This window comes from Sphingomonas sp. 3P27F8 (assembly GCF_005502745.1).
In the GTDB taxonomy this organism is placed as follows: Bacteria; Pseudomonadota; Alphaproteobacteria; order Sphingomonadales; family Sphingomonadaceae; genus Sphingomonas.
In genome coordinates this window covers 217,475-239,404 of the sequence record NZ_SCNL01000004.1, presented here as the reverse complement: position 1 = coordinate 239,404, position 21,930 = coordinate 217,475, and the positions used below count along the sequence as shown (strand labels likewise).

Sequence of the window (21,930 nt, the reverse complement as noted above, 5' to 3'; positions counted from 1 at the left end):
TGCGCGGGCGCGATCAGCGCATCGGCCGGAAGCCCGCGCGAACCTCTTCGATGAACAGCGCCGGCCGTTCGAACGCGGCGAAATGGCCGCCACATTCTGGCTCGCCCCAATGGACGATATGGGGATAGCGCCGCTCGGCCCAGCGGCGGGACGCGCTGAAGATTTCCTTGGGGAACACGCTGCACGCCACCGGCACCTCGACGCGGCTGGCGGAGAAGCGATCGAAGCTCTCCCAATAAAGCCGTGCTGATGAGGCGGCGGTGCCGGGCAGCCAGTAAAGCATCAAATTGTCGAGGATTTCATCGATCGTCAGCACGTTGAGCGGATCGCCGTCGCAATCGCTCCACTCGCGGAACTTCTCGTAGATCCACATCGCCTGACCGACCGGAGAATCGGTAAGGCCGTAGCCGAGCGTCTGCGGGCGTGTAGCCTGCTGGCGGGCGTAGCCGTTGCCGTCGGTCATATAGCGCTGCATCGCCGCAAGCGCGCGTTGCTCTTCCGGCGTCGCGGCGGCGATATCCTCGCGAGCGGGCGGGGCAACGACCATGTTCACATGAATGCCAGCCACCGCGGGGTCGCCGCTCGCGCCGATCGCGGAGGACACTGCCGATCCCCAATCGCCGCCCTGCGCCACGAAACGATCGTAGCCGAGCCGCTTCATCAGCGTGATCCACGCCGCCGCGATTCGCTCGACCGGCCAGCGATCGGCCGGACGGTCCGAAAAGCCATATCCTGGCAGCGATGGCGCCACGACATGAAACGCATCGCGCGGGTCGCCGCCATGCGCCGCCGGATCGGTGAGCGGCCCGATCACCTTGAGGAATTCGATCACGGATCCTGGCCAGCCGTGCGTCATCACGAGCGGCAGGGCGCCTGGCTCCGGCGAACGGACATGAAGAAAATGGATGCCGGTGCCGTCGATGCTGGTGCGATATTGTCCCAGCGCATTGAGCCGGGCTTCACATGCGCGCCAGTCATAATGCTCGCGCCAATGCGCAGCGAGCGCCTGCGCGCGATCGAGCGGAACGCCCTGTGACCAGTCATCCACCGTCTCCCGCTCCGGCCAGCGCGTGCCGGCGAGGCGGGCGCGCAGCGCGTCCAGTTCGCTCTCGGCGACGTTCAGATGAAATGGGATGACCGCCTCGCTCATTATCCGCTCCTTATATCGCGCGCCCGGTTGACCGGCGCCGCATTGCTGTGGCAGGCGGACGCCCGGTATGCGGGTATAGCACAATGGTAGTGCAGCAGCCTTCCAAGCTGAATACACGGGTTCGATTCCCGTTACCCGCTCCATTTCCCGATGTCGCCACAAACCACGGCGATTCGGCAGGGTGAATTATGGTGTCACCGGTCGCTCCTGGGCCAAGACAATCAGGCTTCAGATCCTTGCCGTCACACGCTGAGCTGCTGTGAATTGCCGGGCACATGACGAGGCTGGACGCTAAAAAAGGATCGCGCCCCCGGTGACGAGGCGTAGCGAGGGGGCTGCCTGGTTGAGGCCGGCAACCGCAAGGATATCGAGTTGCACGATCTTGGTTGGCCGCCAGGCGGCCGACAATGCCGCCAGAGCAATCGTATTGTGCTGGCCGGGGTCATTATCGCGCTCCAGCGATAGTTCGGCAGTGGCGCTCACGCTGTCGCTGAATTTGTAGCGCAACCCGGTGATCTCGCTGTACGCCAGATGGTGGCCCACGCCGGATTGGTTCGCGGCGGCATCGGCTTCGCCAGTCACCGCGATGGCGACCTTGTCGGTCAGATCATATTGGACGGGCACGATGATGCCGGAGGACCAGGTGCCCGCGCCGACCGGATAACGCCCTGTAGGTGCTGTAACGAATAGCTGCACGCCCGCCGAAAAGACCTTGCCTTTTTCACCGGCCAGATGCTGGCGGACGGCAAAGGTCACGTCCCCGGTGCCTGTCACCGTGTCGATCGCGCCGGTGGCTTTGTCACGGGTTCGGTCCTGGCCATAGGCCGTCCATCCCAGCTGTATCTCGGTGTCTTTCCCGATTCCGACCCGGGTAAGCAGATCCGCGGTGACGATGCGATCCTCGCGCTGGTCGGCCTGATCGTCGCGCTGCCAGTCCAGGGCGGAAAGTTCGACGTGCACACGGCCTGGTTCTGTCGTGCAGCTCGAACCACCGATACTTGGTCTGGTGGGGCAGAACCGGGGGTCATCCTGGGCGAAAGCGGGCGTCGCCACGAACAGGATCAGCACACCCAGAGCGTAGCTGAGGCCACTCGACATAGACGCTCCCCGAAATTGCGTTAGCTGCAGGCCTACTCGCCCGTGCCCGACGCGTCCAACCCAATGTTGCGCGAGAGCACGGGCACGGCGCGAGATCGTGATCGGCGTGCGCCGATGCTGGTCAGCCAGTGGGCGATGGCCAGCAGGAGAAACGGCGTCAGGAAGGCACGGTGGCGCTCACCGAATTCGAACCAGACGCCGAACAACAGCAATTGCGCCACGCAGGCAGCGACCATCAGCATCAGCCCGCGCATGGCCGGATCGCGCCGCACCCACAGCGCAGCGGCACTCGCGCTGAGCAGCAGCAGGTGCGCGCCATAGGATGACGGAAACAGCAACGCGCTTATCCGTGGGCCGATCGGCGGGCGCATCGCGGCCAGCCGAACGATGCCGGCCTCCGAAATCGCGCAGGCGCGCAGGAACTTCGCGATCGTGACATGGACGAAATCGAACGGATGGCTTTCGATCCACGTCGTGGCGATGGCGCCGGCCGCCCGGCTATAGGCAAGCTCAGGCTGGCCATACAGCGCGCGCGGCGGTTCTTCCCAATTGCCGGTTGCGGCGGGATTGTTGCCGATCCACAAGCTGTATCCGCTCCCGCTGGTCAGCGGAACGAAGGCGTGGAACCAGAGATAATTGCGTATCCACCAAGGGAGCATCACGAGCATGGCGACGCCCAGCGCCGGCAGCCCGACCGCGAACAGTCGCCGCATCCCGAGGCGAGGCAGCTGGGCGAGCGCGAACAGTCCTCCCAGCAATGTTTCGCCGGGCTGGGTCAGCGCCAGCAATGCTGTCGTCGCGCCGATGAAGATGGCGCGACGTCGCTTCCCTGCATCGGCCGTTGTCCAGCCATAGGCCAGCAACAGCGCAAGCAACGTCGCCAGGCTCTCCTTCTGCGCGAGCGGCGCATCGAGCATCTGCGCGGGCCAGATCAGATAGAGGCAGGCAGCGACGTTCCCGGCCGGTCGCGCCCCAAGCGCGCTGGCGAGCAACAGGATGGCGCCCGCCGCGGCCAGGTCGATCACCGTCGAAAGTGTTGTCAGCGAGAGGGTGGAGAACCCCGCCACCGCGCCCCAACCGGCGAGCAACAGCGGATAGGCCGGAGGAAACAACGCGCGCGTCTCGCTTCCCATGAACGGCTCGAACATGGTGAGCCCATCGCCGCTCAGCAGATTGCGGGCGATTACCAGATACCAGTGCGAATCACCGGGCGAGACGCGGCCATCCGCGAGCAGAGCACTGCCGGTGCGCAATGCCAGGGCGCATGCGGCGAACACCAGCCATTCCCATCGGTGCGGCCGGCGCCAGATCGTGGAGATGATCCACAGCGCGAGCGCGATCCACGCGCCAAACAGCGCACACCCTTCGATTCCCGTGCCCCGCTGCATGGCCAATGCAGGCGCGCTTGCGATGCCATAAGCGGCAAGCAGAAGGAAAAGGGTTGTCAGCCCGATGCGTAAAGGCCGTTCCAGCGCCATCGACGGCGTTCTACGCGACGAGCGTGTCGATCTGTTTAAGGTCGGCCCCCGCAAAACCGCAATCGTCACCCGTTAACATTGCGGATCACAGATACCGCGAGCAGCGCCGGCGACCTCGATAGTTCGCGCCCGGTTGGCGGCATCGACCCTGAGCCTGCAATTCGCGCACGGCGAAGCCGCTGTTGTGCCGGCTGACGGGCCAGTGCGTGCTCGATGTGTGACAAATTACGACGATCGCGGGCAGGGCGCCTGTTTATCAGTCCGTCCCGCTGCCGTCCGCCTTTATGCCGACGCGAACAGCTTGGTTCCAACCACGCCGACGATGGTCAGCCCGATGAAGCAGATTTGCGCCGGATTGATCTTCTCGCCGAACAGCAGCGCACCGAAAATGACGACTCCTACCGCGCCCAGCCCCGTCCAAACCGCATAGGCGGTACCCGCCGGCAACCCGCGCATCGCGAGGGCGAGAAGGCCCATGTTGACGAAGCTAAGCGTCACCGGAACGGCAGAGGCGAGCAATGTTCCCTGCGTGGCCGCCCACTTCAGGCTTAACGCCCACACGATTTCCGTAATCACCGCGACGCCCAGGATAAGCCACGCCATGGAAAGCTCCATATCTACGGGCTCGAATGGGAAGGCGCGATAGCCGGAAACCCGAAAGAGGCGCGCGCCGGGCAGTGCCGATAGGCGGCGATCGTGTCTATGTCCAGACGCTGCGGGCGGGTCGATAAAGCGCGGGAGAGGCCGGCGGTGGACGCCGCCGGCCTGAACGATGGAGCTATTGCGGGCTGACCGTCGTGGTCGTTTTTTCGGTCACCGTCGTCGGTCGCGCGGCGGTGCTGCGGTGAACGGTGCGATGGACGATACGCTTCTTCGCCGGCGCCGCCGCGGTCGTGCGCGAGGTTTCGGTGGTTACCGTCGTCGTGGGTTGCGGCGCGGTCGCAGCAGCGCGGGCCGCTGCGGCGTCCGCGGCCGCGGAAGCGGCGGCCTGCTCTGCGCCGGCCGCGCGCGCATTCGCCACTTCGGCCTGCTGCTGCGCTACCGCGGCCTGATCCTGTGCCGCCGCGATCTGGCCTTGCGCAGCGATGGCCGTGTCTGCCTGGCGCGCGGCGGCCGCCTGGTCGCGCGCCTTCTGTGCGACGCCCATCGCCGTGTCGGCTGTGTGCGAGGCGCGGTGCGCGGCCTCGATCGCTTCCTGCTTGTGGCCCGCGCTCAGTTCATCCTGGGCCGAGCGCAATGCCGCTGCGGCGTCCGCCGTCATCCGTGGCACTTCTCCGCTCGCGCCCATCGCGTTGAGCGCATCGATCTTCCCCTGGGCCTCGGCGATCGCCATCTTGGCTCGATCACCTTTGCCCTCGGCGGCGGCGGGCGCGCTTGAAATCATTGCGAGCGCCGTCAGCGCGGCGGCATTGATCGTCATGAATTGACGCATGTTCTACTCCTCGACATCCCCCGGATCGAGGCGCAGAACGAACGCGATCTCGGCGTTGTTCCGGGCATGTCCCGGGTCGTGGAGCGCGGGTCGGGCTAAGTATCTGCGCGCGTTTGAAAAAGCGTGGCTTCCGCTGTTCGCTGGCGTGGTTACTGCATCGTCGCGGATCGCCACGCCGTGGGTGTCTGGCCGGAATAGGCGCGGAAAGCGCGCGTGAAATGGCTCTGGCTGGTAAAGCCGAGCGCCTCCGCGATCTGCGCGACGGACATGCCACTGGCCGTAAGCAGTTCCTGCGCACGATCGAGCCGTGCCTTCATGACATATTGGTGCGGGCTGATGCCCACGGCGCGCTTGAATATCCGGCAGAAGTGCGAGGGCGTCAGCCCCGCCTCGGCGGACATCGCCTCCAGGGAGTGCTCCGCCTCGGGTTGCTCCAGCACGGCGTTCATGATGTGGTGGATGCGGTAGGCGGAGAAGTCGGAGGTCGGAAAGCTCGCGCCGGTGGCCGCCACGGGGCCGTGCAGCATATGAGCCTTCAGCGCATCCACCAGCGTGGAGACATATACCTTTCGCTCCGGTGTCTGCGGCGCATAGAGTTCCGACAGCACCTGGCGGGTAAGCGCCACGCCGAGTGGATCGGCGAACGCGAACCGTAGCCGCTGAAACTGATCGCGCATCGGCACGGCATCCAGATCGCGTGACGAGATGCTGAGCGTCACCACGTCAAGCTCGCCATCCACCAGCCATCCGGTCGGGCGGCCCGCCGGCACGATCGTCGCGCAGCCCGGGATCGAAGAGGTTTCGCTCCAGCCGTCGCGTTCCCAGGTGTGTACCCTGGGCTTGCCGGCGATATGGACGACGAACGTGGGATCGGGCAGCGCCGGCAACTCATAGCTGCCGACGAACTGCCGCCAGCGCGATAGCCGCCAGCCATTGTCGGCGGCGCCAAGCTCGATATCCGCGCCGCGCCCCAGCACGTCGGAGATGATCGCCTCGTTCGACCAGGTCTCGCCCATCCGCCGTCTCCTCTCAGGCAGGCCGCATGATGACGTCGAGGTTCTTCAGGCCGTTGATGAAGTTCGACCGGAACCGTCGCGGCGGCGCTGTCACTTCGAACGAGGTAACACGCTCGGCGAGAATGTCGAACGCCACCCGCAACTGCATCTCCGCCAGCCGCGATCCCACGCAGACATGCTGGCCGCTGCCGAAGCCGACATGCGCGATCCCGCCACGCGCGATATCGAACGCATCGGGATGATCGTAGACGGCCTCGTCGCGGTTCGCCGCGATATACCACAGGACTATTTTGTCGCCCCTTGCGATCGGCTGGCCGGCGATTTCGGTGTCGGCGGTCGCGGTCCGGCGCATGTGCATCACGGGGCTGGCGTGCCTGACCATTTCTGCCGTGCCCTTGCGCAGCACATCGCGCTCGGCACGGACCCGTTGCCATTGATCGGGATGCTCGGCGAACGCCCGGACCGTATGCGACAGGGAATTGCGCGTCGTCTCGTTGCCGCCGACCAGCACGAGGATCAGATTGCCCACGAAATCCGCGAACGGCACCGGCGCTCCGTCGATCTCGGCGTTGACGAGCAGCGAGGCGATGTCCTGTGAGGGCGCGGCGCGGCGGGCATCGAACAGGCCGCGCGCGAATTCGAAGAACTCGCCAAGCGTCTGCGCCATCGCCGCGGGGCTCTGGCGGAAATCGGGATCGTCCTCGCCGACGAAGGCATTCGTCCAGTCGTAGAGCTTGATCCACAGGTCGGCCGGTATGCCGAGCAATTCCGCCAGCGTCAGCAGCGGCAGCGGCGCCGCCAGCACCGGCACCAGATCGACCTTCTCGCCGAGCGGTATCGCATCGACCAGCTTCTCGACCCGCGCGCGGATACGCGCCTCCAACCCCTCCATGCGAACCGGCGAAAGCGCCGGCATCACGAACTTGCGATAGCGGGTGTGGATCGGCGGATCGCGCGAGATGAACGGGATGCCGATCGCGCTTTCTCCCGCGCCGGTCAGCCCCACCTCGTTCTCGTTGAAAATCCGGTGGCCACCGTTCTCGTGCGCGGATGAGAACAGCTGGGGCTGGCGCGATACCTGGACGATATCGGCCTGCCGCGTCAGCGCCCAGAAGCCCGGCCCGTCCGCCTCGGGGTTCCAATGTACCGGCGCATCGCGGCGAAGCCTCGCGAATGCCTCCCACGGCACCCCGCGCTCGTAAAGCGCGGGGTCCTTCAGATCGGGAATATCCCGCAGGCTCATCAGAAATTCACCCGTACCGAAGCGCCGTAGGTCCGCGGCGCCGCGGGGACGAGGAAATTGTACGGGAAGCCGGCGCCGCGCAGATCGAGGCCATAGGCATAGGTGCGGGCGTTGAAGATGTTGTTGGCGAAGGCCTTGATGGTGAACCTGTCGAGCGTCCAGGCGACGGTCGCGTTGACTTTCGCATAGCCCGGCTGTTGCAGCTCGCTGTTCACCTGTGCCGAGCCGACGGCGTTTACCGCGTTGAACGGGCTGAAATACTGGCGCGAGAAATAAGCGACGTTTGGCGATAGCGTCAGGCGGCTGTTGCCGTCGTTCAGCAGGGTCAGGTCGAAGCCGCCCTGCGCTGTCCAGCGCGGCGCGAAGGGCAGGTCGTTCCCGTCGAGAACGGTGCCCTGAAGCGTCAGTTGCTTGTATTTGGCGTGGAGATAACCCAGCGCCGCGTTCAGGTTCAGCGCCGGCGAGACCTTGAGCACCGCCTCAACCTCGCCGCCATAAACCTCCGATTTCGGCGCGTTGACGAGGAAGGATACCGGCCCGGCGCGCGTGTCCTGCACCTGCTGGTTCTGATAGTCGTAATAGAAACCGGCCGCAGACAGCGTGAGCGCGCCGAAATAACGGCCCTTCAGGCCGATCTCATAGGCGTTGATCCGCTCCGGCTTGATAAAGGTGATGCCGGCGGACGAGGTATATCCGCCGCCGTTGAATGCGCCGGAACGATAGCCGCGATTGTAACTGGCGTAGAACAAGGTGCGGCCCGCCTGATAGCTGAGCGAAACGCGGCCGGTCAGCGCGTTGTTGCGCCCCGGAATGGCGTATCGTGCGGTCGGGTCATAGGCGCAGGTGCCGGCGACGCCGGCGCACGGCACCGTCGTGGCGAGCGGCAGGAATGGGCCGCCGACATTCCCGGCGAACAGATAGGCATAGCCGTCGTCATATCGCGCCCGATCCCAGGTGTAGCGTGCGCCGAGCGTCAGCGTGAGTTGTGGCGTCAGCTTGTAATCGCCCTGCGTGAACAGCGCATAGGATCGCCGCTCCTGTCGATAGTGCTGGAAGAAGCCGCCGTTCACCCCCGGCCCGAGCGCCGAGCCGATGTTGAACGTGTTGTCGGTGACCACCTTGTCCCAGCCGTAAAAGCCGCCGCCCACCAGCGTCAGGCCGCCGCTGGCGTAGTTGAACCGCGCCTCCTCGCTGAACTGGTCGTATTTCGAGCGCCAGTTGATATCGAGCACGTCGAGCGGGGAGCCGTCCGCCGCCTGTTGCAGGTTCTGGCTGCCACCGTCGCGCGACGTGATCGAGGTGAATGTGAGCGTGTCGGACAGCGTGTAGGCGATGTTCGCGGAGATGCCATAGGCGTCGGTGCGGTTGCGGCCGATCCGGTTCTCGTTGACCTGGAAGAAATCCAGCCCGCTGCGATAGGGCAACAAGCCCTGGACCGCGGCCTGGGTGCCGCGATCGCGGCCGCCATAGATCTTTATCTTGATGTCCAGCGGGCCGTTCCCGGGGCGCAGCCGCAACGTCGCGCGTCCCTGCAACGTATCGCGCGAGTTCGGATCGAGGCCACCGGGATAGACGTTCTTAATCTGCCCGTCGCCATGCGCGAAATTTCCCGCCAGCCGCAGGCCCAGCTGGTCGTCGACCATGGTGGTTTCGATCGCGGCCTGCGCGGTCCAGGTGTTGAAATTGCCGTAACCCGCCTCGGCATAGCCCTGATTGCCGGAAAGCGACGGCCCCTTGGTGATGAAGTTGATCGCTCCGCCGGTGGTGTTCCGGCCAAACAATGTGCCCTGCGGCCCGCGCAGCACCTCGACGCGATCGAGATCGAACAGGCCCATGCCGTGGGCGGTCCGGTTCGCGATATAGACGTCGTCGATATAGACCCCGATCGGTGACGCCTGATTGGAATTATATTCGTTCGCGACCGAAATCCCGCGCAGCGAGAAATTCGGCTGTGTGTTGCCATAGGGGCTGCTGACCTGAAGATTGGGGACCGCACTGGCGAGGTCCGCCGAGTTGGTGACGCCCTTGGTCGTCAGCGCGTCGCCCGAAACCGCCGATATCGCGAGCGGCACCGTCATGATCGATTGCTCGCGGCGCAGCGCCGTGACGACGATGTCGGTGCTCGCATCCTGCGCCGCTGTGGATTGATCCGTCGCGGGGGCGGGATTGGTCTGGGCGTATCCGGCCGACGGGGCGATCATCGCCGTGGCAAGCAGCAGCCTCTTGGTATGGGCCCTCATGGTTCCTCCTCTCGCTGGCGAGGCTGTTTTCGCCTCCTGCCGTCACGGAAGTGGTACACGCGGCTGGCATCGATGGCTTTGCCTCCCCTTGCCGGGGTTTTTCACAAATCTTGCGCGGCGGTTGTGATTGAAAGGCCGTTTCAGGCCCGGGATCCGGCTCTACAATTCGGTCCGCACCCGCCATAATTCCGGGAATAGCTGCACGTCGAGCATCTTGCGCAGATAGCTGACCCCGGCAGTGCCGCCGGTGCCGCGCTTGAAGCCGATGACCCGCTCTACCGTCGTGACGTGATTGAACCGCCAGCGGCGGAAATAATCCTCGAAATCGACCAGCTTCTCGGCGAGTTCGTAAAGCTGCCAATGTGCTTCGGGATTCTGATAGACGACCTTCCATGCGGCGGTGACGCTGTCGCTCTCCACGCGTTGCTGGCGCCAGTCACGTCGCGGCTCGCCGGTCGCGATGCCGTGGCGTTCCAGCGCTATTATCGCTTCGTCATACAAACTCGCCCCCCCCAGGATCGCATCGAGCGCGGCGACCGCTTCGGCGCGATGCGCGTGAGGCTTCAGCATGGCCGCGTTGCGGTTGCCGACGAGGAACTCTATCGCGCGGTACTGAAAGGACTGGAAGCCGGACGACGCACCCAGCGTTTCGCGAAATTCGGTATATTCGCTGGGCGTCATCGTGCGCAGTACGTCCCAGGCACCATTGAGCTGCTCGAATATGCGCGCAACGCGGGTCAGCATCTTGAAAGCCACGGGCAGGCGATCCGCTCTGAGCGCCTCAATCGCGGCGCGAATTTCAGCGATCGCCAGCTTCATCCACAGCTCGGATGTCTGGTGCTGAATGATGAACAGCAGTTCGTCGTGCGCGTTCGACAGGGGGGTCTGCGCGTCGAGCAACCGATCGAGGCGCAGATAATCGCCGTAGGCCATGGTGGCGGTGAAATCTGTTCGAGCGCCCGGCGCTGAATCGGTCATGTCACGAGCCCTTTGCTTCTGAAGTCGGATGTGTCCCACGCCCTGGAATTGAGCACATCGACGAGGACGCGCGCCGCCGCGATCACCTCATCCTCGCCCAGATAGAGCGGCGCGAAGCCGAAGCGCAGTATATCCGGCGCGCGAAAATCGCCGATCACGCCGCGCGCGATCAGGGCTCCCATAATTGCGTAGCCGTCGGGATGGCGGAACGATACCTGGCTACCGCGCTGGGCCGGATCGCGGGGGGAGGCTAGCGACAGCGCCGGGCAGCGCGATTCTACCTCGGCGATGAAGCGCTCACTCAGCCGAATCGAGGCGGAGCGGACGTCCGCTATCTGAACCTCGTCCCAAACGTCGAGCGCCGCATCTAGCGCGGCCAGGGCAAGGATCGGTGGAGTGCCGACGCGCATTCGCTCAATGCCAGGACCGGGCCTGTAACCCTGTTCGAACGCAAAGGGCGCGGCGTGGCCCATCCATCCCGACAAGGCGGGAAGCGCAGCATCGGCGTGGCGCGGAGCGACATAGATGAAAGCCGGCGCCCCGGGGCCACCGTTGAGATATTTGTACGTGCAGCCGACCGCGAAATCCGCGCGACCCGCAGCCACGTTCACCGGCAGCGCGCCGGCCGAGTGTGCAAGATCCCATATCGCCCGCGCCCCGCTCGCATGCGCTTGCCGAGTGAGCGCGGGCATGTCGTGACGCCGCCCGGTGCGGTAATCCACCTCGGTCAGCATCACCACCGCGACGCGCTCGTCAATAGCATCGACAACTTCCTCGGGCTCTACGATCTGCAACACGTAATCAGGGCCAAGTGAGCGCAGCAATCCCTCGGCGATATAAAGATCGCTGGGGAAATTCCCGTTGTCGGACAGGACGATGCGGCGATCCGGGACCATTGCGAGCGCCGCGGCCAGTGCTTGATAGACCTTGATCGAAAGCGTATCGCCCATCACGACGCTGCCTTTTTCCGCGCCGATCAGCCTTGCGATGCGATCGCCGACGCGGGTGGGCTGTGTCATCCAGCCGGCGCTGTTCCAGGCCCGGATCAACTCGCCGCCCCATTCCTCCGCAACTACTCGTCCAAGACGTTCCTCGACGCCAATCGCTAATGGCCCGAGCGAATTGCCGTCGAGATAGATCACGCCCTCGGGCAGCCGGAAACGCGCTTTCGTAGCGGTGAAATCGGTCATGCATGGCCCTTGTCGTGCCGGCGGAAGCGCCGATGGCGCCGAATGGGCGTCCAGGCGTACCGATCGCGGCGTTCAGAAGATCGGGAAGCCGCTTTTTCATCCTCGCGTCAAGCCCGATAGGGGTAAGGAGTTTGCGGTGATAGCCTGCAAATCCAGGTTGTCACCGCAGGTGATTGGCGCGCCGCCGCCGCCGGGCTAGAGGCGATCGAATGCTCCGCCTGACCGAACTGAGGCTGCCGCTGCACCATCCGCCGGAGGCGCTGCCCGCCGCGATATGCAAGCGGCTTCGCATTACTCCACGCGAACTGGTGCGGCACGTCATCGCCCGTCGAGCGCACGATGCTCGCGATAAGACCGATATTCAGCTCGTCTACTCGATCGACGTGAATGTGAAGGACGAGACTGCGGTCCTCGCGCGCTTCCGCAAGGATCGCAATGTCCAGCCGACGCCCAACACCAGCTACAGGTTCGTCGGCCAGGCGCCCGTTGGCGCGAAGCGCCCGGTGGTAATCGGTGCGGGGCCGTGTGGGCTGTTCGCTGGCCTCATCCTCGCGCAGATGGGGTTCCGGCCAATCATCGTCGATCGCGGCAAAGTGGTGCGCGAGCGGACCAAGGACACCTGGGGGCTTTGGCGGAAGAGCGTTCTGAACCCCGAGTCAAACGTGCAGTTCGGGGAGGGTGGTGCGGGTACCTTTTCCGATGGCAAGCTCTACAGCCGGATCAAAGACCCACGTCATCTGGATCGAAAGGTGCTGACCGAATTCGTGAAGGCCGGCGCACCGCCTGAGATCCTCACCGAGGCTCATCCACATATCGGCACCTTCCGGCTGGTGACGATGGTCGAAAGCCTGCGCGAGACGATAGAGGGGCTTGGCGGCGAATATCGCTGGCAGAACAAGGTGGACGGCATCGATATCGCGACCGATGCCGCTGGCGAACGGCGGGTGCGGGGGCTGCACCTTCGTGATGGCACTTATCTGGAGGCGGATCACGTTGTACTGGCGATAGGGCACAGCGCGCGAGACACGTTCGCCATGCTCCATTCGGCAGGCGTGCATGTGGAGGCCAAGCCCTTCTCGATCGGGGTGCGCATCGAGCATCCGCAATCGTGGATCGATCGCTCGCGCTTTGGCGCGGATGCAGGCAATCCGATTCTGGGCGCTGCCGAATATCATATCTCCCATCACTGCAGGAACGGGCGCACCGTCTACAGCTTCTGCATGTGCCCGGGCGGCACGGTCGTTGCCGCCACATCGGAAGAAGGGCGCGTCGCGACCAACGGAATGAGCCAGTATTCGCGTAACGAGCGTAACGCCAATTCGGGCTTCGTCGTCGCGATCGATCCGGCCCGCGATTACCCCGGCGATCCGCTCGCCGGCATCGCGTTCCAGCGGCACTGGGAGTCGCTCGCCTATGTTGCGGGCGGATCAAACTATCGCGCGCCCGCCCAGCGCGTCGGCGATTTCCTCGCGGGTCGGGCATCGGAATCGCTGGGCAGCGTCGTTCCATCTTACCGACCGGGTGTAACGCCGGCCGATCTTGCGCAATGCCTGCCTGATTTTGCGGTGGAAGCCATGCGTGAGGCTATACCGGTCTTCGGACGTCAGATCGCGGGCTACGACCACCCGGACGTCGTGATGACCGGCGTTGAGACGCGAACATCCTCGCCCGTGCGGTTTACGCGCGGCGAGGATTTCCAGAGCCTCAATACGCGAGGCCTTTTTCCGGCAGGTGAGGGCGCGGGTTATGCGGGTGGCATCCTTTCGGCGGCGGTCGATGGTATCAAAGTCGCTGAGGCGGTCGCGTTGAGCATGATGCCGTGACGCTGATTTTATTCAACAAGCCCTATGATGTGCTGAGCCAGTTCACCGATCGCGCTGCCGCCGGATCAACGCGCCGTACGCTTTCGGATTTTATCGATGTGCCGGGTGTTTATCCGGCAGGGCGGCTCGATCGGGATAGCGAGGGGTTGTTGTTGTTGACTGACGACGGGCGGTTGCAGGCGCGCATCGCCGATCCCCGCTTCAAACTGCCAAAGACCTATCTGGTGCAGATCGAAGGCGAGGTGACCGACGCGGCACTGGACGCGCTGCGCGGCGGTGTGCGCCTGAAGGACGGCCTGACGCGACCCGCTGAGGCGGGGCGGCTGGACGATCCGCAATTGTGGCCGCGGACCCCGCCGATCCGCGTCCGCAAGAACGTACCGGATTGCTGGATCAGTCTGACGATCCGCGAAGGGCGCAATCGCCAGGTGCGCCGCATGACGGCGGCCGTGGGCCATCCGACCTTGCGCCTGATCCGCTGGAGCATTGGCGACTGGGCGATCGACGACATCTCGCCGGGCGAGTGGCGATGCCACGCAGCGTGAAGGTCTATTTCGACGGCGGCTGTCGCCCCGCGCCCGCCGGCATGGAGACGGCTGTGGTGGTTAGGGGACAAACATATATCCAGCGCGATCTCGGCCCCGGAACAAGCATGGACGCCGAATGGCTGGCGCTGATCCGCGCAGTAGAGATCACGCTGGACCTTGGCCTCTCCGACCCGGTCTTCCTTGGTGATTCGCTTGCCGTTGTCCGTCAGGCTGGCGGAGCAGCGAAATGCAGGCGCGCGGCGGCCCAGCATTTCGTGAAGTTGACGGAGATAGGCACTGCACTCCTTCCGCTGCATACTCGCTATGTGCGTCGCGCTCAGAATCTTGCTGGCATTGCGCTGGCCGGGATCGCGCGCTGACATGCCGATATTTTCAGTCGCTTGTGAGATCGCGCGGGCACGCGCTGCCGATAAAGTGCCTGCTTTCACGCCCGTCAGTTCGTGCAGGAGAACGGGGATTGGTGGGCCCGGCAGGACTCGAACCCGCAACCTAGCCGTTATGAGCGGCCAGCTCTAACCATTGAGCTACAGGCCCACGCGCGCTCGTGACTAGCATCGCTATCCGACGGCGCAACCCCGCTTCAATATCCGGCGGAGTGGTCTCGCCTTAGACCGCGCTTCCGCAGGCGATCGGCGCCGTAGCTGGATCGCGCCAGACCCACCATTTCCGACAGTGATTCGCCCAGCCACTGCGTGACAAGCGCGGCCTCGGCTCTGCGCTCGACAGCCCAAACGGCCATTCATAGAAAAGGGGCGCTCTCTAAAGAGCACCCCCTCCCTGTACCGATATGACGAGCCTTTCGGCTCGTCAGCCGATCAATGTGCGTTCGACGCCGCGTCGCGGACGTTGTCCGCAGTCGCGTTCAGGTTGTCGGCGGCATTCGCCAGCGCACCAGCGGCAACAGCGTTAGACGTGTTGTCAGCAACCGCGTCCAGGTTGTCCGCAGCGCTCTGGAGGTTGTCCGCCACAACATCGGCGTTGTTCTCGGCCGGGGTCTCCGGCTTCGAGCAGGCCGCAACGGACATCAGGCCGGCGGCAGCAAGAACAAAGGCAAACTTCTTCATTCGGATGCTCCCAAGCATAACAATCATCGCGGCCGACCCTCGCCGTCGCGAAACCCCGGAATACCGAACCGTTTCGGTGGGTCAATGAGGAAATTCACGAAACAGAAAGGATGCGACGGATCGAACCACGATTTTTCAGCGCGATTTGCGCTCCACCGGTCCGATTTCTTCCGGCGCATTGGCGATAATCGCGAGCATCGCTGTCCAAGCCGCGACATTCTGGCGCAGTGCCTCGGGATCGATGCGATCTAGCGTGTCGTCGGCAGTATGATGCGTGTCGAAATAGTGCAGAGCGGACTGATTGAAGTCGATTCCCGCGACGCCCTTGGCCACGATCGGGCCGATATCGGCGCCATCGCCCCCCTCGCCTTGGCCATGCACTATTCCGAGCGGCGCGACCGCACTGGTGATCCGATCCACCACCGCTGCGGCGGTTGCGGGCAGCGACGCTTGAAACCGCCAGATTCGATCTGCGCCGAGATCGCTTTCCGCTGCGACGACGTGCTTCTCCGTTCCGTGACGCTTTTCATAGGCCTTGGCGCCGAAGCCGCCGACCTCCTCAGAGCCGAACCAGACGACCCTGATCGTGCGACGCGGTTGTTTGCCGGAATCCAGGATTCGCTTCGCAGCGGCCGCCGTGATCGCCACACCGGAAGCATCGTCAATCGCTCCGGTGGCGAGATCCCAGCTGTCTAGGTGCCCGCCGATCAGGACGATCCCCGCGTTAGGATCACTGCCGGGAACCTCGGCGATGACATTGCCCGATTCGCGCTCGCCGATCTGACGCGGCGTCAGGACCAGTTTCAACACGAGCGGCTTGCCGCGCGCTGCCATGGCCTCGATCAGCTTCGCGTCAGGAACGGATAGTGCGGCGGCCGGAATCGCTTTCACGCCATCGGGGAAATTGGTGACGCCGGTGTGCGGCGTGCGATGCGTGTCGGTCCCGATCGAGCGGATCAGCATGGCCGCCGCCCCCCGCCGCGCAGCGATCCCGGGCCCTGAGAAGCGCGCGATGCCGGACTGCCCGTAGCTGGACCCGTCCTGTGTGGGTGCCATGGCGTTGCCGACATAGACGATCTTGCCCTTGATCACGCTATCGGGCGCATTCATAAAATCGCCGAATGTCTTGAACACCGCCACTTCCGCAGTGAGGCCATTGGCTGGCGTTGCGCCCGAATTGCCGAGCGCGGTGAGCACGAGCTTCTGCGGGAAAGGCGCGACGATCTCCGCCCTCTCATCGCCGCGCACCCAGACGGGCATGCGGTAAGGCTCGCTGCGTACGTTATCGAATCCCAGTTCCTTCAGCTTCGCCACTGCCCAGTTTCGCGCGCGCGCTTCCGCCTCGGTGCCGGCAAGGCGCTGCCCCACTTCTGTCGTTAGCCCCTCCACGATACTATAGGCGATATCATCCTTAAGCGCGGCATCTCGAAGCGCGGCGACGCCGGGATCGACGGGGGCCGGGGTTACTGGTGCGACGCGCTGCGCCACTACGGGGAAAGGCAGGGTGAGCGCCAGCATGGCGGCGAGGAAACGGTTCTTCATGCGTCTGCGGTAAGGCGCGGGCGCCCGCCTCGCAAGCGATCGCGATTGTGACAATCACGCTTGCCGAAGATCGCAACGGCCTCAGGCGCGGTTTGCGGCGCTCAGCACCGCGCGAACGCTGGCGGTGGCGATATCGGTATCGATGCCAACACCCCAGACGGTGCGTCCGTCGCCGGTGCGGCATTCAAGATACGTCGCCGCTTGCGCGTCCGCGCCGTGACCGATCGCATGCTCGCTGTAATCCACCACCTCAAGTGCCGGTCCCGCCGATTCTGCGAGCGCGGCGATAACGCTGGAGATGAGGCCGTTGCCGCGCCCCGACAGCGAGCGCTCTTCGCCATCGATAGCCACGCGCCCCACGAATCGGCGATCGCCGGTCGCGCCGGTTTCCTCGTAGTCGAGCAACACGAAGCGGTCCCGCGCCGCGGGCAGATAAGTGCTGTCGAACGCATCCCAGATATCGGCAGCGTTGAGTTCACGGCTTGTCTGATCCGCCAGCGCCTGCACCACACGGCTGAAATCGGCCTGCATCCGTTTGGGCAGTTTCAGCCCCTTATCCTGCTCGATCACCCAGGCGACGCCACCCTTGCCGGATTGCGAGTTGACCCGGATCACCGCCTCGTAGCTGCGGCCAAGGTCCGCCGGGTCGATCGGTAGGTAGGGTACTTCCCAATAGTCGTCGTTGCGGGCCGCCTGCGTGGCAAAGCCCTTTCTGATCGCGTCCTGATGGCTGCCGGAGAAAGCGGTGAACACCAGTTCGCCAGCATAAGGGGTGCGCGGATGGACTGGAATGTTCGTGGCATATTCCACCGTCTTTACAACCTCGTCGATGTCCGACAGGTCCAGCTTCGGATCGACGCCCTGCGTGTACATGTTTAGTGCGACGGTCACGAGATCGCAGTTGCCGGTGCGCTCGCCATTTCCAAGCAGGCAGCCCTCGACCCGATCCGCGCCCGCCATCAATCCGAGCTCCGCAGCGGCGACGCCAGTACCGCGATCATTATGCGTGTGCAGCGAGATCACCACGCTGTCTCGGTTCGGAATATTGCGCGCGAACCATTCGATCTGATCCGCATAGACATTTGGCGTCGCGCACTCGACTGTGGCGGGCAGATTGAGGATGATAGGGTTTTCCCGCGTCGGGCGCAGGATATCCATGACTGCGGCGCACACTTCGACCGAAAAATCGAGTTCGGCAGTTGAAAAGGTTTCGGGGCTGTATTCGAAGGTCCAGCTGGTATCCGGTTGCTTGGCCGCTTCGTCTCGCAGAACCTTAGCCCCCTCGATAGCGATCTGGCGAACCTCGTCGCGGGACATGCCGAACACGATCTTCCGCCAAGCAGGCGAGACAGCGTTGTAGAGATGAACGATCGCCTGCTTCGCGCCTTTAAGGCTCTGAAAACTGGTCTCGATCAGGTCACGGCGTGATTGCGTCAACACCTGGATCGTCACGTCGTCGGGAATTTGGCCCGAACTCACCAGCCCGGAGATGAAATCAAATTCGGTTGCTCCCGCGCTGGGAAAGCCAACCTCTATTTCCTTGATCCCCACCTTCACCAGCAGATCGAAGAAGCGCGTCTTCTTCTCCGCATTCATTGGATCGATCAGCGCCTGATTACCGTCACGCAGATCGGTGGAGAGCCAGCGCGGCGCCCTCGTGATCGTCTTGGACGGCCAGGTGCGGTCCGGGATCTGGATGGTCGGAAATGGGCGGTATTTCATGGAGGGATCGCGCAGCATGACGGCTCTCTTGTGCGGGAGGGCGTTCGGGTCGTTCGGCTTGGCCCTTAGGCGCGTCGGCGTGCCGGGCACGCGGCAGAGTTCGCGCCTAAGGGCGCGTAAGTCGAAGGAGAAGGCCGAGTGCCCGCGTCATCGACACGTGCGGTAGCGTCCTTGGTGCACTCCTGTCTAGCCCCGGCGCGCGAACAAGCGGTCGAAAGGTGTCTGTGGCAGAATCCAGAACAACGCCACCACACCCGCGCAGACGATGCCCAGCCACGGCGACACCAAGGTCAGCACGAAACCGGCCGAATAGACGAGTACCGCGAAATAGCCCTTCCGCGTGGTGCGCAGATGATAATCGCGCGCGCGATCATGCTGCGCACCGGTGCGCGCGATGATGCGCTGCAGCCACGCGTAGCCGATCGCGGGCAGGAGCAACGTTATGAGATAGACCCGCGTCGCCGTCTGGCTGAATTCATGCTCGCCGAGATAGGCGGTGCCGAACGGCACGAGGCTCAATCCAAAAAGTAGTGCAAGGTTAGACCAGATCAGCGCGTTGCTGACGGTGCGGGCATGACCGAGCAGCCGGTGGTGATTGCCCCAGTAAAGCCCAACGTAGATGTAACTCACGAAGTAGGCGAGGAAGAGGTGCCACATCGACAGGATGTGGCTGATGCCGTCCTGGGCCGGTACTTTCAGTTCAAGCACCATAATCGTGATAATGATCGCGATCACACCATCGGAGAATGCCTCTATCCGGCCGATACCCTGGTCCTTGCCATCCCCTTCGCCCGCCATTGCGCGCCTACTTCTGGAACGCAGCGCTGATTTTCAGTTCCACTTCGTCAGAAATGATCGGCACGCCGAAACCAATACCGAATTCACTGCGCCGGATCGTCGTTTTCGCGGTGAAGCCGACGTTATCCTTGCCCATCATCTTGCCAGCCCCAAAGAACTTGGTGTCGAGCGTCACCGGCCTGGTCACGCCATTAAGCGTTAGATTGCCATCGATCTTTGCGGTCTGGCCGCTGGTAGTGACCTTCGTTGAAACGAAATGCGCATCGGATGGATTCGGGCCGAAGAAATCCGGTTTCGCGCCGGGCGCGGGCGCTTTCAGCAGATGCGCGGTCAGGCCGGCGCTGGTGGTGAGCACCTTGCTCACCGGGATTGTGACATCGACCTTTGCCTCGTTCGGCTTGGCCGGATCTAGCGCAAGCGTGCCGGTCGTATCGCCGAACAGCCCGAAATATGGCGTGAAGCCGAGGTGATCGACCGTCCACTCGATCAGCGTGTGATTTGGATCGACCTTGTAGGTGCCAGCGACAATGGCGGCGGTGTCCGGCTTGCCGGGCGGTGTGGTCGGCATTTGCGCGATGACCGAGGCGGATGCGAGGGCGATGATGGCAAAAGCGGCGAAACGCATTGGGGCGGCTCCCTTTTTATTCATCGCGATAGAACCACATGCGCGCCCGTTGCGGAAGCGTGTAATATCGAAACGGGCCGTTTCGGCGGAACTTACTTCACCGGGCCGTGAATCAGATCGAATTTGATCCTGACCCAGGCGCCGATCATCGGCTTGTCGCCGATGCGCGGCGGACGGACCAGGAACTGCCATGAAGCCTGCCGAAGCGCGCGCGAGATGCCCGAACCAGGCGTCTCGCCAATCTCGCGGCAATCCTCGACATGATAACGCTCGGCAATCCGGCAGATCACCATGCCCCATCCTTCACGCGCGTTGGCGGGCAGATAGGTTGCCATTTCCGCGCGTGACGGCTCACGATACCATTCTGCGTAATAGAGATCGGCGCCGCCCGGCGCGCCGCCTGCGACCGCGACGCGCGCGCCGTTCGGCGTAGCCTTGTCGCCATCCTCCCCGTCAGAAGAAGCGACCTGATCACGCTTCGATTTGATCCGCCCGATATCGGAGGCGACATAATCGGCACGCGACAGGTTGATGACGCCGGGCAGCGTTATGGGCGGCGTAGGGATGGGGGTCGATCGCTTCGGTGGCGCGGCGCGATGCTCTTCCTTATCTTGCTTCGAGACCTTTGGCCGCGGCGCGATCTCCTTTGTCTTGGTCGGCTGCTGCCCCTTGGTCTGGGATACGTTGAAGGTGGAGAGCGGCCGCATATCCACCAAAACGGGCGTGCCGGTGATCGCACCAACGGTGATAAGTGCGAGGACGACAAGCACGCCAATGCCAAGCGCCAGCAACAACGAGCCGGCGCGACCGCGCACGCCGACCTGGGATTGGTACGACGATGATCGATAGGACGCCGTCCGAATCACGCCCACGCCTCTAGCGAGGCGAGGGCGTCATTGCACCTGCCGACGAAAACGGTTCGTCGCGGTTTTCGGATTACAGATGGATTACGGAACGATCAGTTGCGCTCCTTGTCCACCAACTTGTTGGCGCTGATCCACGGCATCATCGCCCGTAGCTTGCTGCCGACCTGCTCGATCGGATGAACAGCGGCTGCCTTGCGCGCAGCCTTCAGCTCGGGCTGGCCGGCTCGATTGTCCAGCACGAAATTCTTCACGAAACGGCCGGACTGGATATCCGCCAGCACCCGCTTCATCTCTTTCTTGGTTTCGTCAGTGATGATGCGCGGGCCGGTGGTGATATCGCCATACTCGGCGGTGTTGCTGATAGAATAGCGCATGTTGGCGATCCCGCCTTCATACATCAGATCAACGATCAGCTTGAGTTCGTGAAGGCATTCGAAATACGCCATCTCGGGGGCGTAGCCGGCCTCTACCAGCGTTTCGAAACCGGCTTGCACGAGAGCCGTCGCGCCGCCGCACAGCACGGCCTGCTCGCCAAAAAGATCGGTTTCGCATTCCTCGCGGAAGTTCGTCTCGATGATACCGGAGCGGCCGCCGCCGACGCCAGAGGCATAAGCGAGCGCAATATCATGCGCGTTGCCGCTTGCGTCCTGGTGGATGGCGATCAGGCAAGGCACTCCGCCGCCGCGCGCATATTCGCTTCGCACCGTGTGACCGGGGCCTTTCGGCGCGATCATAATGACGTCGATATCCGCGGGCGGCTCGATCAGACCGAAATGCACGTTGAGGCCGTGCGCAAACGCGATCGCACTGCCGGGTTTCATATTCCCCTTGAGATCGCGCTCCCAGATCTCCGCCTGATGCTCGTCAGGAGCGAGGATCATCAGGATGTCGGCCCATTGCGCCGCTTCCTTGTTCGACAACACCTTGAAGCCGGCACCTTCCGCCTTCTTCGCGGTCATCGAGCCCTCGCGCAGGGCGATGGCGACGTCCTTCACCCCCGAATCGCGCAGGTTCTGCGCATGGGCGTGGCCCTGCGAGCCATAACCGAGGATTACGACTTTCTTGTCGGTGATGAGGTTCAGATCGGCGTCGCGATCGTAATAGACACGCATGTCAT

At 63.7% G+C, this 21,930-nt stretch carries 20 protein-coding genes and 2 tRNA genes; 4 read left to right on the top strand and 18 right to left on the bottom strand.

Annotation, left to right across the window (positions count from 1 at the left end; genetic code table 11):
- Positions 1-13: 13 nt before the first annotated feature.
- A complete protein-coding gene (locus tag FFS35_RS07245) occupies positions 14-1,150 on the bottom strand; it encodes an epoxide hydrolase family protein (RefSeq protein WP_137786454.1) in 1,137 nt (378 codons plus the stop codon).
- 69 nt (positions 1,151-1,219) lie between these two features.
- Here FFS35_RS07245 and FFS35_RS07240 point away from each other — a divergent pair.
- Positions 1,220-1,293 (top strand) — tRNA-Gly (locus FFS35_RS07240).
- A 148-nt stretch (positions 1,294-1,441) separates the two neighbouring features.
- Here FFS35_RS07240 and FFS35_RS07235 read toward each other — a convergent pair.
- From FFS35_RS07235 to kynU, 9 genes are all read right to left on the bottom strand, one after another.
- Positions 1,442-2,248 (bottom strand): transporter, encoded by an 807-nt coding sequence (locus tag FFS35_RS07235; RefSeq protein WP_137786453.1) that lies wholly within the window; start codon positions 2,246-2,248, stop codon positions 1,442-1,444.
- Between the two features lie 32 nt (positions 2,249-2,280).
- On the bottom strand, positions 2,281-3,726 hold the full coding sequence (locus FFS35_RS07230; protein ID WP_137786452.1) for a glycosyltransferase: 1,446 nt from the start codon (positions 3,724-3,726) through the stop codon (positions 2,281-2,283).
- 282 nt (positions 3,727-4,008) lie between these two features.
- The gene (locus FFS35_RS07225; RefSeq protein ID WP_137786451.1) at positions 4,009-4,329 is read right to left on the bottom strand and encodes an SMR family transporter; all 321 of its coding nucleotides are present in this window, start codon (positions 4,327-4,329) and stop codon (positions 4,009-4,011) included.
- Between the two features lie 175 nt (positions 4,330-4,504).
- Positions 4,505-5,158 carry a hypothetical protein gene (locus tag FFS35_RS07220; protein ID WP_137786450.1) on the bottom strand — a complete coding sequence of 218 codons (654 nt, stop codon included), beginning with the start codon at positions 5,156-5,158 and terminating at the stop codon, positions 4,505-4,507.
- 149 nt (positions 5,159-5,307) lie between these two features.
- Positions 5,308-6,174 (bottom strand): AraC family transcriptional regulator, encoded by an 867-nt coding sequence (locus FFS35_RS07215; RefSeq protein ID WP_137786449.1) that lies wholly within the window; start codon positions 6,172-6,174, stop codon positions 5,308-5,310.
- Between the two features lie 13 nt (positions 6,175-6,187).
- Positions 6,188-7,417: a cytochrome P450 gene (locus tag FFS35_RS07210; protein ID WP_137786448.1), complete on the bottom strand. Its 1,230-nt coding sequence runs from the start codon at positions 7,415-7,417 to the stop codon at positions 6,188-6,190.
- Positions 7,417-9,657, bottom strand: coding sequence for a TonB-dependent receptor (locus FFS35_RS07205; RefSeq protein ID WP_137786447.1), 2,241 nt, complete (start codon positions 9,655-9,657; stop codon positions 7,417-7,419). Before FFS35_RS07205 ends, FFS35_RS07210 begins: the two co-directional genes overlap by 1 nt.
- A 159-nt stretch (positions 9,658-9,816) precedes the next feature.
- Positions 9,817-10,635 carry a tryptophan 2,3-dioxygenase gene (gene kynA / locus FFS35_RS07200; RefSeq protein ID WP_137786446.1) on the bottom strand — a complete coding sequence of 273 codons (819 nt, stop codon included), beginning with the start codon at positions 10,633-10,635 and terminating at the stop codon, positions 9,817-9,819.
- Positions 10,632-11,825, bottom strand: coding sequence for a kynureninase (kynU, locus tag FFS35_RS07195; protein WP_137786445.1), 1,194 nt, complete (start codon positions 11,823-11,825; stop codon positions 10,632-10,634). Before kynU ends, kynA begins: the two co-directional genes overlap by 4 nt.
- A gap of 209 nt (positions 11,826-12,034) precedes the next feature.
- On the opposite strand from kynU, the gene FFS35_RS07190 reads away from it, so the two are divergent.
- Genes FFS35_RS07190 through FFS35_RS07180 form a run of 3 tightly spaced genes read left to right on the top strand, consistent with a single transcriptional unit; the run spans position 12,035 to position 14,555 of the window.
- Entirely contained in the window at positions 12,035-13,648 is a 1,614-nt protein-coding gene (locus tag FFS35_RS07190; protein ID WP_137786444.1) for an NAD(P)/FAD-dependent oxidoreductase, read from the top strand.
- On the top strand, positions 13,645-14,193 hold the full coding sequence (locus FFS35_RS07185) for an rRNA large subunit pseudouridine synthase E (protein WP_137786443.1): 549 nt from the start codon (positions 13,645-13,647) through the stop codon (positions 14,191-14,193). Before FFS35_RS07190 ends, FFS35_RS07185 begins: the two co-directional genes overlap by 4 nt.
- Complete coding sequence (locus tag FFS35_RS07180) at positions 14,178-14,555, top strand: reverse transcriptase-like protein (protein ID WP_137786442.1); 378 nt, start codon at positions 14,178-14,180, stop codon at positions 14,553-14,555. Before FFS35_RS07185 ends, FFS35_RS07180 begins: the two co-directional genes overlap by 16 nt.
- Positions 14,556-14,654: 99 nt before the next feature.
- On the opposite strand, the gene FFS35_RS07175 is transcribed toward FFS35_RS07180, so the two are convergent.
- The 8 genes from FFS35_RS07175 to ilvC form a co-directional block, all read right to left on the bottom strand.
- Positions 14,655-14,730: transfer RNA gene (locus FFS35_RS07175), tRNA-Ile, on the bottom strand.
- A 281-nt stretch (positions 14,731-15,011) separates the two neighbouring features.
- The gene (locus tag FFS35_RS07170) at positions 15,012-15,260 is read right to left on the bottom strand and encodes a hypothetical protein (RefSeq protein ID WP_137786441.1); all 249 of its coding nucleotides are present in this window, start codon (positions 15,258-15,260) and stop codon (positions 15,012-15,014) included.
- A 135-nt stretch (positions 15,261-15,395) separates the two neighbouring features.
- Complete coding sequence (locus tag FFS35_RS07165; protein ID WP_137786440.1) at positions 15,396-16,802, bottom strand: M20/M25/M40 family metallo-hydrolase; 1,407 nt, start codon at positions 16,800-16,802, stop codon at positions 15,396-15,398.
- Between the two features lie 81 nt (positions 16,803-16,883).
- On the bottom strand, positions 16,884-18,542 hold the full coding sequence (gene leuA / locus FFS35_RS07160) for a 2-isopropylmalate synthase (RefSeq protein WP_137786439.1): 1,659 nt from the start codon (positions 18,540-18,542) through the stop codon (positions 16,884-16,886).
- A gap of 168 nt (positions 18,543-18,710) precedes the next feature.
- Positions 18,711-19,322 carry a TMEM175 family protein gene (locus FFS35_RS07155; protein ID WP_249341506.1) on the bottom strand — a complete coding sequence of 204 codons (612 nt, stop codon included), beginning with the start codon at positions 19,320-19,322 and terminating at the stop codon, positions 18,711-18,713.
- A gap of 7 nt (positions 19,323-19,329) precedes the next feature.
- A complete protein-coding gene (locus FFS35_RS07150; protein WP_349290318.1) occupies positions 19,330-20,139 on the bottom strand; it encodes a YceI family protein in 810 nt (269 codons plus the stop codon).
- Complete coding sequence (locus tag FFS35_RS07145) at positions 20,040-20,813, bottom strand: hypothetical protein (RefSeq protein WP_249341505.1); 774 nt, start codon at positions 20,811-20,813, stop codon at positions 20,040-20,042. Before FFS35_RS07145 ends, FFS35_RS07150 begins: the two co-directional genes overlap by 100 nt.
- A 92-nt stretch (positions 20,814-20,905) precedes the next feature.
- Entirely contained in the window at positions 20,906-21,925 is a 1,020-nt protein-coding gene (gene ilvC, locus FFS35_RS07140; protein ID WP_137786438.1) for a ketol-acid reductoisomerase, read from the bottom strand.
- Between the last annotated feature and the right edge of the window lie 5 nt (positions 21,926-21,930).